The sequence below is a fragment of the Streptomyces sp. NPDC014727 genome (assembly GCF_043083485.1).
Taxonomy (GTDB): Bacteria; Actinomycetota; Actinomycetes; order Streptomycetales; family Streptomycetaceae; genus Streptomyces.
Genome location: NZ_JBIBYR010000017.1, coordinates 132844 through 149497 on the forward strand (window position 1 = coordinate 132844; position 16654 = coordinate 149497).

General features: G+C 70.2%; 15 protein-coding genes and 1 pseudogene. 12 read left to right on the top strand and 4 right to left on the bottom strand.

Translation table 11 applies throughout. The annotated features are described in order from the left end of the window. Positions 1 to 62 precede the first annotated feature (62 nt). Positions 63 to 518 (top strand): ATP-binding protein, encoded by a 456-nt coding sequence (locus ACF1B9_RS25420; RefSeq protein ID WP_391744101.1) that lies wholly within the window; start codon positions 63 to 65, stop codon positions 516 to 518. Between the two features lie 30 nt (positions 519 to 548). Here ACF1B9_RS25420 and idi read toward each other — a convergent pair whose 3' ends face one another. The 4 genes and pseudogenes from idi to galE all read right to left on the bottom strand — a co-directional run bounded on the left by idi (position 549) and on the right by galE (position 4221). Beyond that, entirely contained in the window at positions 549 to 1142 is a 594-nt protein-coding gene (gene idi, locus ACF1B9_RS25425; protein WP_391744099.1) for an isopentenyl-diphosphate Delta-isomerase, read from the bottom strand. Positions 1143 to 1288: 146 nt separating this feature from the next. After that, positions 1289 to 1797: pseudogene (locus tag ACF1B9_RS25430) on the bottom strand (GNAT family N-acetyltransferase); the annotation flags it as partial. A gap of 335 nt (positions 1798 to 2132) precedes the next feature. After that, the gene (locus ACF1B9_RS25435; RefSeq protein WP_391744098.1) at positions 2133 to 3074 is read right to left on the bottom strand and encodes a cation diffusion facilitator family transporter; all 942 of its coding nucleotides are present in this window, start codon (positions 3072 to 3074) and stop codon (positions 2133 to 2135) included. A gap of 166 nt (positions 3075 to 3240) precedes the next feature. After that, a complete protein-coding gene (galE, locus tag ACF1B9_RS25440; RefSeq protein ID WP_391744097.1) occupies positions 3241 to 4221 on the bottom strand; it encodes a UDP-glucose 4-epimerase GalE in 981 nt (326 codons plus the stop codon). A 331-nt stretch (positions 4222 to 4552) separates the two neighbouring features. Here galE and ACF1B9_RS25445 point away from each other — a divergent pair, with 331 nt between their 5' ends. From ACF1B9_RS25445 to ACF1B9_RS25495, 11 genes are all read left to right on the top strand, one after another. Further along, positions 4553 to 6325, top strand: coding sequence for a DUF5941 domain-containing protein (locus ACF1B9_RS25445; protein WP_391744287.1), 1773 nt, complete (start codon positions 4553 to 4555; stop codon positions 6323 to 6325). Continuing rightward, positions 6322 to 7074, top strand: coding sequence for a sugar phosphate nucleotidyltransferase (locus tag ACF1B9_RS25450; protein ID WP_391744096.1), 753 nt, complete (start codon positions 6322 to 6324; stop codon positions 7072 to 7074). Before ACF1B9_RS25445 ends, ACF1B9_RS25450 begins: the two co-directional genes overlap by 4 nt. Beyond that, entirely contained in the window at positions 7062 to 8123 is a 1062-nt protein-coding gene (locus tag ACF1B9_RS25455) for an iron-containing alcohol dehydrogenase family protein (RefSeq protein WP_391744095.1), read from the top strand. Before ACF1B9_RS25450 ends, ACF1B9_RS25455 begins: the two co-directional genes overlap by 13 nt. Next, entirely contained in the window at positions 8101 to 8880 is a 780-nt protein-coding gene (locus ACF1B9_RS25460; RefSeq protein ID WP_391744093.1) for a CDP-alcohol phosphatidyltransferase family protein, read from the top strand. The genes ACF1B9_RS25455 and ACF1B9_RS25460 overlap by 23 nt, the downstream gene beginning before the upstream one ends. An 8-nt stretch (positions 8881 to 8888) precedes the next feature. Next, positions 8889 to 9761: a glycosyltransferase family 2 protein gene (locus tag ACF1B9_RS25465; protein WP_391744285.1), complete on the top strand. Its 873-nt coding sequence runs from the start codon at positions 8889 to 8891 to the stop codon at positions 9759 to 9761. Positions 9762 to 9868: 107 nt separating this feature from the next. Continuing rightward, positions 9869 to 10798, top strand: coding sequence for an ABC transporter permease (locus tag ACF1B9_RS25470; protein ID WP_351084584.1), 930 nt, complete (start codon positions 9869 to 9871; stop codon positions 10796 to 10798). Continuing rightward, the gene (locus tag ACF1B9_RS25475) at positions 10791 to 11576 is read left to right on the top strand and encodes an ABC transporter ATP-binding protein (RefSeq protein ID WP_391744091.1); all 786 of its coding nucleotides are present in this window, start codon (positions 10791 to 10793) and stop codon (positions 11574 to 11576) included. Before ACF1B9_RS25470 ends, ACF1B9_RS25475 begins: the two co-directional genes overlap by 8 nt. A gap of 445 nt (positions 11577 to 12021) precedes the next feature. Further along, positions 12022 to 12942 (top strand): squalene synthase HpnC, encoded by a 921-nt coding sequence (gene hpnC, locus ACF1B9_RS25480; RefSeq protein WP_391744090.1) that lies wholly within the window; start codon positions 12022 to 12024, stop codon positions 12940 to 12942. Then, positions 12939 to 13892 (top strand): presqualene diphosphate synthase HpnD, encoded by a 954-nt coding sequence (gene hpnD, locus ACF1B9_RS25485; RefSeq protein ID WP_391744088.1) that lies wholly within the window; start codon positions 12939 to 12941, stop codon positions 13890 to 13892. The genes hpnC and hpnD overlap by 4 nt, the downstream gene beginning before the upstream one ends. A gap of 118 nt (positions 13893 to 14010) precedes the next feature. Next, entirely contained in the window at positions 14011 to 15399 is a 1389-nt protein-coding gene (hpnE, locus tag ACF1B9_RS25490) for a hydroxysqualene dehydroxylase HpnE (protein ID WP_391744086.1), read from the top strand. Further along, on the top strand, positions 15396 to 16499 hold the full coding sequence (locus ACF1B9_RS25495; RefSeq protein WP_351084593.1) for a polyprenyl synthetase family protein: 1104 nt from the start codon (positions 15396 to 15398) through the stop codon (positions 16497 to 16499). The genes hpnE and ACF1B9_RS25495 overlap by 4 nt, the downstream gene beginning before the upstream one ends. Positions 16500 to 16654 lie beyond the last annotated feature (155 nt).

A 16654-nucleotide genomic window follows, 5' to 3' on the forward strand; every position in this document is an offset into this window, starting at 1 on the left:
CTACGCCCCGCACTCTGTACTCGACGTGCAGTCACTACCGAGTCGAGAGCGGGTACCGCACTATGGAGAGCCGCGGAAGTGTCCCCGCCCGGCCCGTGTCGTACGAGGGTGTCTGGCGGTTCACCGCCCCGGCCGTGGACGTCTCCGTACCGCAGGCCAGGCGAGCGGTGCGCGATCTGCTGAACCGCCAGGGCGTGCCGGTGGACGACGACATCGCCGAAGGGCTGCTGCTCATCGTCTCCGAGCTGGTCACCAATGCGGTCAAGCATGCGGCGCTGCTCTCGCCGGAGCTGGCCGTCGAGGTGGCCGTCGGCGCGGAGTGGATCAGGGTGTCCGTCGAGGACAACCATCCCTACCGTCCTACGGCCCTGGAGACGGACCACGCACAGACCGGCGGACGCGGTCTGCTGCTGGTCCGGGAGATCACCCGGGAGGCCGGGGGCGCCTGCGATGTGGAACACACCGCAGGCGGCGGCAAGATCATCTGGGCGGCGTTGCCACTGAAGCCTCTGGCCTGAGCGGGCCCGCGTGCCGCGGCAGTCGGCCCGTCACCAGCCGGCGGACGGTCCGGTCAGTTCCCTGATCGCGGGCCGGGCGGCATCCAGCACCGTCATGAACCAGGCGGAGAACGGTGCCTGCGCATGCCGCTGGGCCAGCTCGTCGGCCGTCACGAACGCGGTCTCGCCGACCTCTTCCGGGTCCGGGCGGAGCCGGTCCTGCGCCATTCCCACGAAGAGGTGATTGAACTCCTGCTCCACCAGGCCGGAGGCCGGATCGGGGTGGTTGTAGCGCACCGTGCCCGCCTCGGCCAGCAGGGAGGGCGAGATCCCCAGCTCCTCGTACGTGCGCCGGGCGGCGGCGGCGAAGGGCGCCTCACCCGGGTAGGGGTGGCCGCAGCAGGTGTTCGACCAGACGCCGGGGGAGTGGTACTTGCCGAGCGCCCGACGCTGCAGCAGCAGCCTGCCCTGCTCGTCGAAGAGGAACACCGAGAAGGCCCGGTGCAGTTGACCGGGCGGCTGATGGGCGGCGAGCTTCTCCGCCGTACCGATGGTGGTGCCGTTTTCATCGACCAGTTCGAGCATGATCGCTTCTGCTGTGCCGTTCGACGAGCTGTTCGCCGCGGTGGCTGGTGTGGTCGGCATACCCATCCTTCGCTATGGTCCCGGCCTCGTGCGCCGGTCCCGTCGAGTCCGCTCAAGTCTGCCGCACAAAAGCCGCTTGTCCGTACTTCGGGTTCTGGCATGTCCGGCCCCGCCTCGCCACGGGTGCGACGGGACCGGACGGCACGTCAGACGCCGAAAGCCGCCGGGTAGCGGATCGTGCCCCGCGGCACCGGCACGGAGTCGTCGAGCACCAGGGCCATCATCGCCTCGTCCGGGACGTCGAAGCCCGGCCGGATTCCGTACCGGGACGCCGGTACGAAGCCGAACCTCGGGTAGTACTCGGGATGACCGAGCACCAGGACGAGGGACTCGCCCCGCAGCCGGGCCGCGTCGAGCGCCGCCCGCACCGCTGCCTGGCCGGCGCCCTGCTGCTGACGGTCCGGGGCCGTCGCCACCGGGGCCAGCGCCAGAGCGGGCGCGTCCCCGACCCGGCACCGGGTCAGCAGCGCGTACGCGGCGATGTCGCCGTCCGGACCGTCCAGCGCCACGCGAGCGAGGCCGGGCAGCCAGGCCGCCGGATCGGCGCGCAGCGCGTCGACGAGACGGGCCTCGTCCGGCGTCGGGAACGCGGCGGCGTTGACGGTGTGCACCGCGGCCCCGTCCGCCGCCTCTCCGGCCGGGTCGCCCAGCGCGGACGGTGCAGCGGGCCGGCGAGCTCCAGCAGCTGCCGGGTGGTGGTGTCGGAGCCGGGGCTCTGCCGGGGCAGGCGGTGATGCAGGGAGAAGAACGCCTCGGAACGGATGCGTGATCGTTGTCGGTCAACGGGGGAAACCCTTGTGTGCGAGGGCTCCGGCCAACGTGTCGACCCGGTGCGAGTCGGGGTGCTAGCCGAGGGCCCGGAAGTCGAGGAAGGACCGGATGCTGCGCCGGGCGGGCGCCGTCGCGACGGTCATCAACCTCAGCTCCTCTCGTGCACGGGGAGGCCGACATGCCTCGCCGGACACCGTACACCGCCCCCTGAACGGCGGTTCAGTGGCAGAGCTTGGCCTCGTGCTCGGCATGGCCGCTCGGCTCCAGCTGGAATGTGCAGTGCTCCACATCGAAGTGGACGCCGAGGCAGCCCTGCAGTTCGTGGAGGAGCTTCTCGTGACCGATCGAGTCGAGCATGTCCTGGCGTACCACCACATGGGCGGAGAGGACCGGCATTCCCGAGGTGATCGTCCAGGCGTGCAGGTCGTGGACGTCCAGCACCCCGGGCAGGGCGGTGATGTGGGCCCGTACCTCCCCCATGTCGACGCCCTTGGGGGCCGCCTCCAGCAGCACGTTGAGCGTCTCCCTGAGCAGCTTCACCGTACGGGGGACGATCATCAGGCCGATCACCAGCGAGGCGATGGGGTCGGCGGCCTGCCATCCGGTGGCCAGGATGACTCCTGCCGAGATCAGCACGGCGAACGAGCCGAGTGTGTCCGCGAGCACCTCCAGATAGGCGCCGCGCACATTGAGACTGTCCTTCTGCCCGCGGATCAGCAGCGACAGCGAGACCATGTTGGCGACCATGCCGACCAGGGCGAAGACGATCGTCAGCCCGCCCCTGGTCTCGGCCGGGGTGATGAAGCGCCCGATCGCCTCGAAGAGCAGAAAACCGCCCACGCCGAGCAGCAGCAGACAGTTCGCCAGGGCGGCGAGGATCTCGGCACGGGCGAAACCGAAGGTGCGGTTGAGCCCGGCCGGCCGGTTGGCGAAGTGGATCGCCAGCAGCGCCATGCCCAGGCCCAGGCCGTCGGTCGCCATGTGGGCCGCGTCGGCGATCAGCGCGAGGGAGCCGGAGAGCAGTCCGCCGACGATCTCCATGACCATCACGGTGAGCGTGATGGTCAGAGCGATCCGCAGCCGGCCCTTGTACGCGGCGGCCGCTGTGCCGGTGGGCGGTGGCCCGCCGTGTGTGTGGCCGTGGTCGTGCCCTGCCCCCATGGGGACGCCTCCCGGTCGTCTCGCGGACTCGGACGCGATCGGCCCGAGCACTGCCAGTGAACTACGGGTGGGGGGTATCGGGCAACACGGTACTGAACACCGTTGTCATATGCCCTGACCTGCGGAAATGGCTGCAGGTCAGGGCTGTGGGGCGATCACTGACGGCTCAGTTTCCGCGTGCCTCGGGGTGGCGCAGGCACCAGCCCCGCCAGGCGGATTCGACCATCTCGCGCACCCCCTGCCGGGGTGCCCAGCCCAACTCCTCGGACGCCCGGACCGCGGACGCGACGGCCTTCGCCGCATCACCGGGACGGCGTGGGTGGACCTCCGGCTTCCGGTGCAGGCCACTGACCTCGCCCACCACGTCGGCCAGCTCGCGCACCGAGACGCCCTCGCCGCGGCCGATGTTCACGGTCAGGTCGCCGGTGCCCGGTCCGGCCAGCCTCCGGGCGAGGGCGAGATGCGCGTCGGCGAGATCCGCGACGTGGATGTAGTCGCGGACGCAGGTGCCGTCGGGGGTCGGGTAGTCGTCGCCGAAGATCCGGGGGGCCTCGCCCCGGGTCAGCCGGTCGAAGAACATTGGAATCACATTGAAGACCCCCGTGTCCGACAGTTCCGGCGTCGCCGCTCCGGCCACGTTGAAGTAGCGCAGGCAGCCGGTGGACAGGGCATGGGCCCTTCCGGTCGCCCGGACCAGCCACTCCCCGGCGAGCTTGGTCTCACCGTACGGATTGATCGGAACGCACGGGGTGTCCTCGGTGATGAGTTCCACATCCGGTACCCCGTACACCGCGGCCGAGGACGAGAACAGGAAGCGCCGCACACCGGCGGCGACGACGGCCTCCAGGAGGACGGTCAGCCCCGCCACGTTCTCCCGGTAGTAGAGCAGCGGCTTCTCGACGGACTCGCCGACCTGCTTCTTCGCTGCGAGATGCACCACACCCGTTATGTCGTGCCGCGCCAGCACGCGGTCGAGCAGCGCACGGTCGCCGACCGATCCCCGGACCAGCGGCACATCGGCCGGGAGCCGCTCGGCGATACCGGTCGAAAGGTCGTCGAGGACGACCACCCGCTCACCGGACCCCGTCATGGACCGCACCACGTGTGCACCGATGTACCCAGCTCCGCCTGTGATCAGCCATGTCATGCGGGTCAGCCTAGAGCCTCGCTCCCGGAGCGGGTCCGGCCCGGTCCGGGAGGGGGACCGCACTCCGTGGCACCGCGTTTTGTCAGGCGAGGCGGGGATCGACGATGATGATCGCGGACGGCGCCGCATGATGCCGGTCCACCCCGAACGGAGCATAAACGGGCAGTGAACTCCCGCTTCCGTTCATCCGATAGCCTCTGCCGACGTGCCGCCGGCCCGCTTGTGGGCCGCACTGTCGCGCGCCGACCCCGTCAGCACCAAGGAGTGAGTTCGTCTGTCGACCGCCATCCTCACCGGTGTGCCGGTACCCGGGTCGTCGCTCGCGGACGATCTGCGGTCACTGGGCTTCGACGTACAGATCGCCGCCGATGTGTCCGAGGCCGCACGGCTGCTCTCGGCCGTCCCCGCCGACCGCCGCGTCGCACTGGTCGACCCCCGCTTCGTCGGCCATGTCCATGCTCTCCGGCTCGGACTCACCGACCCGCGCTTCCCCGCCGCCACCGTGCCCGGCGCGCTCACCGCGCAGCCCGAGGCGCGCGCCGCGCTCGTGCGGGCCCTGAGCACCACGGCCGCGGCCGTCGGTGCCGGCGTCCCCACGAGCTCGGGCGCGACCGCGGCGACGGTCACCGACCGCACCGTGCCGGGCCGCCTCGCCGTCACCATGGACGCCGAGGGCACCGCCGTGCAGCGTCCCGAGCTCGGTTCGCTGGTCGCCACCGTGCCGGCCGACGAGTCCGCGCGCACGACCGCGCGGAACGCCGTCGCCGCCGTCGACGACGAGGCGGTACGGCTGCGCAGCGCCGTGAAGGCCCACGACGGCTTCTTCACCACGTTCTTCATCAGCCCGTACTCCCGCTACATCGCCCGCTGGTGCGCCCGCCGCGGCCTGACGCCGAACCAGGTCACCACCGCGTCCCTGCTCACCGCGCTGATCGCGGCGGGCAGCGCGGCGACCGGCACACGCGGCGGCTACATCGCCGCCGGAGTGCTGCTGCTCCTCTCCTTCGTCCTGGACTGCACCGACGGGCAGCTCGCCCGCTACTCGCTGCAGTACTCGACGATGGGTGCCTGGCTGGACGCCACCTTCGACCGGGCCAAGGAGTACGCGTACTACGCCGGCCTCGCGCTCGGCGCCGCCCGTGGCGGGGACGACGTATGGGCGCTGGCCCTCGGCGCGATGGTGCTCCAGGCCTGCCGCCATGTCATCGACTTCTCGTTCAACGAGGCCAACCACGACGCGGTGGCCAATTCGAGCCCCACGGCGGCCCTCTCCGACCGGCTCGACAGCGTCGGCTGGACAGTCTGGGCGCGCCGGATGATAGTGCTGCCGATCGGCGAGCGCTGGGCGATGATCGCGGTGCTCACCGCGGTGACCACCCCCCGGATCGTCTTCTACGCCCTGCTCATCGGCTGCGCCTTCGCGGCCTGCTACACCACGGCCGGCCGCCTGCTGCGCTCGCTGACCCGCAAGGCCCGGCGCACCGACCGTGCCGCCCGCGCACTGGCGGACCTCGCCGACTCCGGGCCCCTCGCACAGCTCGTCGCGGCGATCGGATGGACGAAGGGGCCCTGGACCGCTCCCGTCATGGCCCTGCTCGGCGGACTGCTCGTGGTCGCGTCGGCCCTCTCGCAGCCCTTCGGCAGCTGGCACACCATCCTCGCGGCGGTCGTCTACGCGCTCTTCTCCGGGCTGGCCGTCTCCCGCCCCCTCAAGGGCGCCCTCGACTGGCTCGTACCGCCCATATTCAGGGCGGCGGAGTACTGCACCGTCCTCGTTCTCGCAGCCCGCAGCGATGTCGCGGGAGCCCTTCCCGCGGCATTCGGGCTGGTATCGGCCGTCGCCTACCATCACTACGACACCGTGTACCGCATTCGTGGCGGCACCGGCGCGCCGCCCCAGTGGCTGGTCCGCGCGATCGGTGGGCACGAGGGCCGCACCCTTGTGGTGGCCGTACTCGCCGCCGTACTCACCCGGCATTCAGCTTTCACCGTGGCACTCACCGCTCTCGCAGTGGCTGTGGCACTGGTGGTGCTCGTGGAGTCCATCCGCTTCTGGGTGTCGTCCGGAGCACCCGCCGTTCACGACGAAGGAGAACCCGCATGATCGGCCTCGTACTGGCAGCCGGTGCAGGACGGCGTCTGCGCCCCTACACCGACACGCTCCCGAAGGCGCTCGTGCCCGTGGGCCCTGAACAGGACGGCGCTGCGAAGACGGTCCTGGACCTGACGCTGGCCAACTTCGCGGAGATCGGCCTCACCGAGGTCGCCGTCGTCGTCGGCTACCGCAAGGAAGCGGTGTACGACCGCAAGGCCGAACTGGAGGCCAAGTACGGCCTCACCCTCACCCTGATCGACAACGACAAGGCCGAGGAGTGGAACAACGCCTACTCCCTGTGGTGCGCCCGTGACGTCCTGACGCGCGGCGTCATCCTGGCCAACGGCGACACCGTGCACCCGGTCTCCGTCGAGAAGACCCTGCTCGCCGCCCGCGGCGACGGCCGCAGGATCATCCTCGCCCTCGACACGGTGAAGAACCTCGCCGACGAGGAGATGAAGGTCGTCACCGACGGCGACAAGGGTGTGCGGCGCATCACCAAGCTGATGGACCCGGCCACCGCGACCGGTGAGTACATCGGCGTCACCCTCATCGAGCCGGAGGCCGCCGCGGAGCTCGCCGAGGCACTCAAGGCCACGTTCGAGCGCGACCCCGACCTTTACTACGAGGACGGCTACCAGGAGCTGGTGAACCGAGGCTTCACCGTCGACGTAGCCCCCATCGGCGAAGTGACGTGGGTCGAGATCGACAACCACGACGACCTCGCGAAGGGCCGTGAGATCGCGTGCCAGTACTGACCCGGCTCATTCCGTCCCCGGTCGTCGTCGACATCCGTCGCGGCGCCCTGGACGATCTGGCCGGTCTCCTCGCCGACCAGCGGATCTCCTCCTCCGGCAAGCTGGCGGTCGCGATCAGCGACGGTTCGGGACGTGCTCTGCGCGAGCGGCTGGCCCCCGCGCTGCCCGGCGCCCACTGGTACCCGGTCACCGACGGCACCCTCGACTCGGCCGTCAAGCTCGCCGACGACATCAAGGGCAACCGCTACGACGCCGTGGTCGGCCTCGGCGGCGGCAAGATCGTCGACGTGGCGAAGTACGCAGCCGCACGCGTCGGCCTGCCCATGGTCGCGGTGGCGACGAACCTCGCCCACGACGGTCTCTGCTCGCCGGTCGCCACTTTGGACAACGACAACGGCCGGGGCTCCTACGGGGTACCCACCCCCATCGCCGTCGTCATCGACCTCGACATCGTCCGCGAGGCACCGGCCCGCTTCGTGCGGTCCGGCATCGGTGACGCGGTCTCCAACATCTCCTGCGTGGCCGACTGGGAGCTCGCCCACGAGGTCAAGGGGGAGGAGATCGACGGACTGGCCGCGGCCATGGCCAGGCAGGCCGGCGAGGCCGTGCTCCGCCACCCCGGCGGGATCGGCGACGACGCCTTCCTCAAGGTGCTGGCCGAGGGACTGGTACTGACCGGCATCTCCATGTCGGTCGCCGGTGACTCCCGGCCGGCCTCGGGCGCCTGCCACGAGATCAACCACGCCTTCGACCTGCTGTACCCCAGGCGTGCGGCGAGCCACGGCGAACAGGTCGGCCTCGGCGCCTGCTTCGCCATGCACCTGCGTGGTGCGCGCGAGGACGCACTGCTCATGGCGGGCGCCCTGCGGCGCCACGGTCTGCCCGTCCGGCCCGAAGAGATCGGCTTCACCGCCGACGAGTTCGTCCAGGCCGTCGACTACGCCCCGCAGACCCGCCCGGGACGCTTCACGATCCTGGAACACCTCAACCTGTCCACCGACCAGATCAGGGACGCGTACGCCGACTATGCAAAAGCCATCGATAGCTGAACTCCGTCCGGTCGTGCACCCTCCGGGTGTCAAGGACCGGCGCAGCGGTGAGCACTGGGCGGGTCGGCTCTACATGCGCGAGATCTCCCTGCGCGTGGACCGGCACCTGGTGAACACCAGGGTCACGCCGAACCAGCTGACCTATGTGATGACCGTCGCGGGCGTGCTCGCCGCACCGGCCCTGCTCGTTCCCGGCATTCCCGGAGCGCTGCTCGGTGTCCTCATGGTCCAGCTCTATCTGCTGCTCGACTGTGTCGACGGCGAGGTGGCCCGCTGGAAGAAGCAGTTCTCACTGGGCGGGGTCTACATGGACCGCGTCGCCGCGTATCTCTGCGACGCCGCCGTGCTGGTCGGCTTCGGCCTGCGCGCCGCCGATCCGTGGGGCCCCGGACGGATCGACTGGCTGTGGGCCTTCCTGGGCACCCTCGCGGCCCTCGGCGCCATCCTGATCAAGGCCGAGACCGACCTCGTCGGCGTCGCACGCCACCAGGGCGGGCTGCCGCCGGTCAAGGAGGCCGCCTCCGAGCCGCGCTCGTCCGGCATGGCGCTCGCCCGCCGGGCCGCCGGTGCGCTCAAGTTCCACCGGCTGATCCTCGGCATCGAGGCGTCACTGCTGATCCTCGTGACGGCCGTCCTCGACACGGTCAGGGACGATCTGTTCTTCAGCCGTCTCATGGTCGCGGTTCTGGCCGGCATCGCGTTGCTGCAGACGCTCCTGCACCTGGTGTCGATCCTGGCGTCGAGCAGGCTGAAGTGAGCACACCCATGAAGCTCGGCGCGGTCATCATCACGATGGGCAACCGCCCCGCGGAGCTGCGCGCCCTCCTTGATTCGGTCGCCAAGCAGGACGGCGACCGGATCGAGGTGGTCGTCGTCGGAAACGGCGCCCCCGTGCCGGACGTCCCGGCGGGGGTGCGCACCGTCGAGCTGCCCGAGAACCTGGGCATCCCCGGCGGCCGCAACGTCGGGATCGAGGCCTTCGGCCCGTCGGGTGCCGACGTGGACGCCCTGCTCTTCCTCGACGACGACGGACTGCTCCCGCTCAGCGACACCGCCGAGCTGTGCCGGCGGGCGTTCGACGACGACCCCGAGCTGGGCATCATCAGCTTCCGGATCGCCGATCCCGACACCGGTGTCACCCAGCGTCGGCACGTGCCGCGGCTGCGCGCCGCCGACCCGATGCGTTCCTCGCGAGTGACGACCTTCCTCGGCGGCGCCAACGCCGTGCGCACCAAGGTCATCGCAGAGGTCGGTCCGCTGCCCGGCCAGTTCTTCTACGCGCACGAGGAGACCGATCTGGCCTGGCGGGCGCTGGACGCCGGCTGGATGATCGACTACCGCGCGGACATGGTCCTCAACCACCCGACGACCGCCCCGTCCCGGCACGCGGTGTACCACCGCATGGTGGCCCGCAACCGGGTCTGGCTGGCACGGCGCAATCTGCCCGCGCCGCTGGTCCCCGTGTACCTCGGCGTGTGGCTGCTGCTGACGCTGCTGCGCAAGCCTTCCGGCCCGGCTCTGAAGGCCTGGTTCAGCGGCTTCCGCGAAGGCTGGTCCACGCCGTGCGGAACCCGCCGTCCGATGAGGTGGCGCACGGTATGGCGGCTGACCAGACTCGGCCGACCTCCCGTGATCTGAGAGGCTCTCCTCTGAGAGCATGAGACGTACTTCTTCTCCACGGGACCTGTCCGCTCCGAGCCGCGCCCGCGACTGGCCGCGCATCTTGAATACGAGAGTTTCATCTGGTGAGTGACACAACCCATGATGGTGCGGTCGCCCTGAGCACCCCACCATCCGCCGACGACGGCCTGAGCTCGGCCGAGATGGCCGCCAAGTACGGCCTGACGGTGAGCGGCGCCCGGCCGGGGCTCTTCGAGTACATCCGGCAGCTCTGGGGCCGCCGCCACTTCATCATGGCGTTCTCCAGGGCGAAGCTGACCGCTCAGTACAGCCAGGCCAAGCTGGGCCAGCTGTGGCAGGTGGCCACGCCTCTGCTCAACGCCCTGGTCTACTACCTGATCTTCGGGCTGATCCTCGGCACCAGGAAGGGAATGACCCAGGACGTCTTCATTCCGTTCCTGGTGACCGGTGTCTTCGTCTTTACCTTCACCCAGAGCTCGGTGATGGCGGGCGTGCGGGCCATCTCCGGCAACCTGGGACTGGTCCGGGCCCTGCACTTCCCGCGGGCCTCGCTGCCCGTCTCGTTCTCGCTGCAGCAGCTCCAGCAACTGCTGTTCTCGATGATCGTGCTCGCGGTCGTGGCCGTCGCCTTCGGCAGCTACCCCGGTCTCTCGTGGCTGCTGATCGTCCCGGCGCTGGCCATGCAGTTCCTCTTCAACACCGGACTGGCGCTGATCATGGCCAGGCTCGGCAGCAAGACCCCTGACCTCGCCCAGCTGATGCCGTTCGTGATGCGGACCTGGATGTACGCGTCGGGCGTCATGTTCTCCATCCCGGTGATGCTCAAGGACAAGCCGGACTGGATCGCCGATGTGCTGCAGTACAACCCGGCGGCCATCTACATGGACCTGATCCGGTTCGCGCTGATCGACGGCTACGGCGCGGGCAACCTGCCGGCGCACGTCTGGATCGTCGCGCTCGCCTGGGCGGTCCTCGTCGGCGTCGTGGGCTTCGTGTACTTCTGGAAGGCAGAGGAACGGTACGGCCGTGGCTGACGACAACACCTCGGGGCGCGTCCCCACCGTCATCGCCGACGATGTGCACATCGTGTACCGGGTCAACGGCGGTGGCGGAGGCAAGGGCAGCGCCACCGCGGCGCTGAGCCGGATACTGCGCCGCGGCAAGGGCGAGCCGCGCGGCGTACGGAAGGTGCACGCCGTCCGCGGTGTCTCCTTCACCGCCTACCGCGGCGAGGCCATCGGTCTGATCGGGACCAATGGCTCCGGCAAGTCGACCCTGCTGCGGGCCATCGCCGGTCTGCTCCCGACCGAGCACGGCAAGGTGTACACGGACGGCCAGCCGTCACTGCTCGGGGTGAACGCGGCGCTGATGAGCGATCTGACCGGTGAGCGCAACGTCGTGCTCGGCGGCCTCGCGATGGGCATGTCGCGCGAGGAGATCCGGGAGCGTTACCAGGGCATCGTCGACTTCTCCGGAATCAACGAGAAGGGCGACTTCATCACCCTGCCGATGAGGACGTACTCCTCCGGCATGGCCGCGCGGCTGCGGTTCTCCATCGCCGCCGCGAAGAACCATGACGTCCTCATGATCGACGAGGCGCTGGCGACCGGTGACCGCAAGTTCCAGATCCGCTCCGAGAAGCGCATCAGGGAGCTCCGGAAGGAAGCGGGCACCGTCTTCCTGGTCAGCCACAGCAACAAGTCCATCAGGGACACCTGCGACCGGGTGCTGTGGCTGGAGAAGGGCGAGCTGCTGATGGACGGTCCGACCGATGAGGTCCTCAAGGCGTACGAGCGCGAGACCGGCAAATAGACGCTCCGCCGGTTCCCCGGCAACGACGCGGCCTCCGCCGGGACTCCCCGGCGGAGGCCGCGCCGGTGTCCGGATCGTGGACGCCCGGGGCGTCCCCCACCCTCGGCGGTACGCCCCGTACAAGATCTCCTCCCGACGGATGACGTCAATTTCCTTGCGCACGGGGAAGGTTGGCGGGGCAGAGCGCGTTGTTCCGCTGCGCGTAACACCCCGACGTATCGATGAGCGTTGTACAACGTAAGCTGTACCGGTGCTGATTCGTTGCAAGTGGGGCGATACCGCCTGGCCAAACGGCCCGCAGGCGTGCTCCGCACTCGGCAGAGCGGGCGGCGTGTCCGGAATGGGATGTTTTGGGTCAGCAGTGTAGAACGGGAGATGTGACGGCAATGACGGAAGATCTCCAGCTCCGAGGTGCTCACGCCGTCCCAGCGCCGGGCGGTCGGCGGTGACCCGTACCCGGCAGGCACGCACCGATGCTGCCGTGCCCAGCACCCTCGACAAGGCCGCGGACGAGAATTTCCCCGTCGCACCTTTCTTCCTGCCGCGCGCCTGGCGCGACGACCTGATGGCCGTCTACGGCTACGCCCGCCTCGTCGACGACATCGGCGACGGTGATCTCGCCCCCGGCGGCGCGGACGCCCGCCACCTCGGTCTCGACCCCGCGCAGACCGATGACCGGCTCGCCATGCTCGACGCCTTCGAGGCCGATCTGCGCCGGGTCTTCGACTCCGTCGGCGACGGCCCGCACCACCCCCTGCTGCGCGCACTGCGCCCCACCGTGCGGCGCTGCGGGCTCACCCCCGAGCCCTTCCTGGGCCTCATCGAGGCCAACCGGCAGGATCAGAAGGTCCGCCGCTACGGGACCTATGAGGAACTCGTCGCCTACTGCGAGCTCTCCGCCAACCCCGTGGGCCGGCTGGTCCTGCAGATCACCGCAACCGCCAGCCCCGAACGTGTCCGCCGCTCCGACGCCGTCTGCACGGCCCTGCAGATCGTCGAGCACCTCCAGGACGTCGCCGAGGACCTCGACCGCGACCGGATCTATCTTCCCGCGGACGACATGGCGCGATTCCACGTCCGTGAAACCGACCTGGCCGCCCCTTCGGGGGGCGCGTCGGTGCGTTCGCTGGTTGCGTACGAAGCGGAACGCGCTCGGGAACTGCTGAATGAAGGCACCCCCCTGGTGGGTAGCGTCCACGGCAGGCTCAAGGTGCTTCTCGCCGGATTCGTGGGCGGGGGGCGTGCCGCCCTCACCGCGATCGCGGCCGCCGGGTTCGACGTACTGCCCGGACCGCCCAAGCCCACCAAGCCCAGCCTGCTGCGCGAGGCGGGAGTTGTCTTGCGAAGAGCGCGGAGAGAGGGGTGAGCCGGACCGTGGAGGGACAGACGACCTACATGTCGGCACCGGTACAGGCCGCATACAGGTACTGCGAGGCGGTCACCGGACAGCAGGCGCGTAACTTCGCGTACGGGATCAGGTTGTTGCCGGCCGAGAAGCGACAGGCCATGTCGGCGCTGTACGCCTTCTCCCGTCGTGTCGACGACATCGGTGACGGTGCACTGGAGCCGGAGACCAAGCGGATTCGCCTGGAGAGCACCCGCGCGGTCCTGGACCGGATCCGTGGCGGCGCGATCGACGAGGACGACACCGATCCGGTGGCCGTCGCGCTCGCCGATGCCGCGCGCCGATTCCCGATCCCGCTCGGCGGGCTCGACGAACTCATCGACGGCGTGCTGATGGATGTACGCGGTGCGACGTACGAGACCTGGGACGACCTCAAGGTCTACTGCCGCTGCGTCGCGGGTGCGATCGGCCGCCTCAGCTTGGGCGTCTTCGGTACGGAACCAGGCGCTCCGGGTGTCGACCGGGCCGCGGAGTACGCCGACACGCTGGGCCTCGCGCTCCAGCTGACCAACATCCTGCGTGACGTGCGCGAGGACGCGGGCAACGGACGTACCTACCTGCCCGCCGACGACCTGGCCAAGTTCGGCTGCTCGGCCGGCTTCCACCGGGCCACCCCGCCGTCCGGCGCCGACTTCGCGGGCCTGGTGCACTTCGAGGTCCGTCGTGCCCGCGCGCTGTTCGCCGAGGGATATCGGCTACTGCCGATGCTGGACCGGCGCAGCGGCGCCTGTGTCGCGGCCATGGCAGGGATCTACCGGCGGCTGCTCGACCGGATCGAGCGCGATCCCGAGGCGGTGCTGCGCGGCCGGGTCTCGCTGCCGGGCCACGAGAAGGCGTATGTCGCGGTGCGCGGACTCTCGGGTCTCGACGCGCGGTACATCTCCCGTCGGACGGCCGGGAGGCGTGTCTGATGCGCCGTACGGACATCTCGCGCACCATGTGCATCACGGAAACACGTTGCGATCAGTGGTCAACCCTCTGGTGTACTGACGCGTCCCTGACTGAAGTGACCCGGCGAAAGGAGGACGCATGACGGACGACGGCCCGCGTTCCTCCCGCGCGGTGGTGATCGGCGGCGGGCTCGCCGGCATCACCGCGGCCCTGCGTCTCGCCGACGCAGGGCTTGACGTGACCCTGCTCGAAGGGCGGCCCAGGCTCGGCGGACTCGCCTTCTCCTTCCGGCGCGGCGAACTGACGGTCGACAACGGACAGCATGTCTACCTGCGTTGCTGCACCGCGTACCGCTGGTTTCTCGACCGCGTCGACGGGACTCGCCTGGCGCCCCTGCAAGACCGTTTGGACGTGCCCGTTCTCGATGTCGGGCGCCCCTCGGGCCCCCGGCTGGGACGGCTGCGCCGCAACGCGTTGCCGGTGCCGTTCCACCTCGCCGCGGGCCTCGCCGGCTATCCGCACCTCTCGCTCGCCGAGCGGGCGGGCGTCGGACGCGCCGCGTTGGCGCTGGGTCGCCTGGACCCGGACGACCCGGCGCTCGACGCCGTCGACTTCGGCAGCTGGCTCGCCCGGCACGGCCAGTCGCCGCGCACCATCGAGGCCCTCTGGGACCTGGTCGGCGTCGCCACGCTCAACGCCACCGCGCCGAACTCCTCGCTGGCCCTCGCCGCGAAGGTCTTCAAGACCGGACTCCTCTCCGAGCCCGGCGCCGCGGACATCGGCTGGGCGAGCGTGCCGCTCGGTGAGGTGCACGACACGCTGGCCCGCAAGGCCCTCGATTCCGCCGGAGTGCGCACCGAACTCCGTACGAAGGCCTCCTCCCTCACCCGTTCGGAGCATGGCTGCTGGATCGTCGACACCGGCGGCGAACGGATCGAGGCGGACACCGTCGTCCTCGCCGTTCCCCAGCGCGAGACCCGTGAACTGCTGCCCGAGGGCGCGCTCGACGAGCCGGACCGGCTGCTCGACATCGGCACGTCGCCGATCCTCAATGTGCACGTCGTCTACGACCGCAAGGTGCTGCGTCGCCCGTTCTTCGCCGCGCTCGGCTCCCCGGTCCAGTGGGTCTTCGACCGTACGGACGCCTCGGGGCTCACCGGACCCGGGCAGTACCTCGCGGTGTCCCAGTCCGCCGCCGACGAGGAGATCGACCTGCCCGTCGCCGAGCTGCGGGAGCGTTATCTGCCGGAGCTGGAGCGGCTCCTTCCGGCTGCCCGCACCGCCGGGATCAGGGACTTCTTCGTCACCCGGGAGCGCACGGCGACCTTCGCCCCCGCCCCCGGCGTCGGCCGGCTGCGGCCCGGAGCCCGCACCCGGCTCCCCGGCCTCAGCCTGGCCGGAGCTTGGACGGCCACCGGCTGGCCCGCGACGATGGAGGGTGCCGTCCGCAGCGGATTCAGCGCGGCGGACGTCGCGCTCCGGGCACTCGGCCGCTCCCATGAACATCCGCTGCAGGAGGCGGCATGAGCAGTACCACCGGAACAAGAGGAGAGTCAGTGACCCCGGCGAATCCGGCTTACGACCCCGTGGCCGACACCACGGACGTCACCGCGCTTCTGGAGCGCGGACGGGCCCTTTCCGCGCCGGTGCTCCGGGCCGCCGTTGACCGGCTCGCACCGCCCATGGACACCGTCGCCGCCTACCACTTCGGCTGGATCGACGCCCAGGGACGGCCCGCTGACGGCGACGGCGGCAAGGCCGTCCGCCCGGCGCTCGCCCTGCTGTCCGCGGAGGCGGCCGGGGCCGCGGCGGAGGCCGGCGTCCCCGGCGCCGTGGCCGTCGAACTCGTGCACAACTTCTCGCTGCTGCACGACGACCTGATGGACGGCGACGAACAGCGCCGCCACCGCGACACCGTCTGGAAGGTGCACGGCCCCGCCCAGGCGATCCTGGTCGGCGACGCGCTCTTCGCGCTCGCCAACGAGATCCTGCTGGAGCTCGGCACCGTCGAGGCGGGCCGGGCGGCCCGTCGGCTGACCGTCGCCACCCGCAAGCTCATCGACGGGCAGGCCCAGGACATCTCCTACGAGCACCGGGAGCGGGTCACCGTCGAGGAGTGCCTGGAGATGGAGGGCAACAAGACCGGCGCCCTGCTGGCCTGCGCCTGCTCCATCGGTGCGGTACTCGGCGGCGCCGACGACCGTACCGCCGACACCCTGGAGGCCTACGGCTACCACCTCGGCCTCGCCTTCCAGGCCGTCGACGATCTGCTCGGCATCTGGGGCGACCCCGAGTCCACCGGCAAGCAGACCTGGAGCGATCTGCGTCAGCGCAAGAAGTCCCTGCCGGTCGTCGCCGCGCTCGCCGCGGGCGGTCCGGCCTCGGAGCGCCTCGGCGAACTGCTCGCCGCCGACGCGAAGAGCAGCGATTTCGACAGCTTCTCCGAGGAGGAGTTCGCCGCCCGCGCGGCGCTCATCGAGGAGGCGGGCGGCCGCGAATGGACCGCCCAGGAGGCACGTCGACAGCATGCGGTCGCCATCGAGGCACTGCACCGTGTCGACATGCCGCACACCGTGCGGGCGCAGCTCACCGCGCTCGCGGACTTCGTCGTCGTACGAAAGAGATGATCACCATCTGCTCCATATGACTCGCAGTCGCCGGGCGGGGGGCCCGCCCCCCCCCCCCCCCCCCAAAAAAAAAAAAAAAAAAACAAACAAAAAAAAAAAAAGGGGTCCCAAAAAAAAACCACACACCCCACAAAACCCCGCGGGGAAAACCCCCC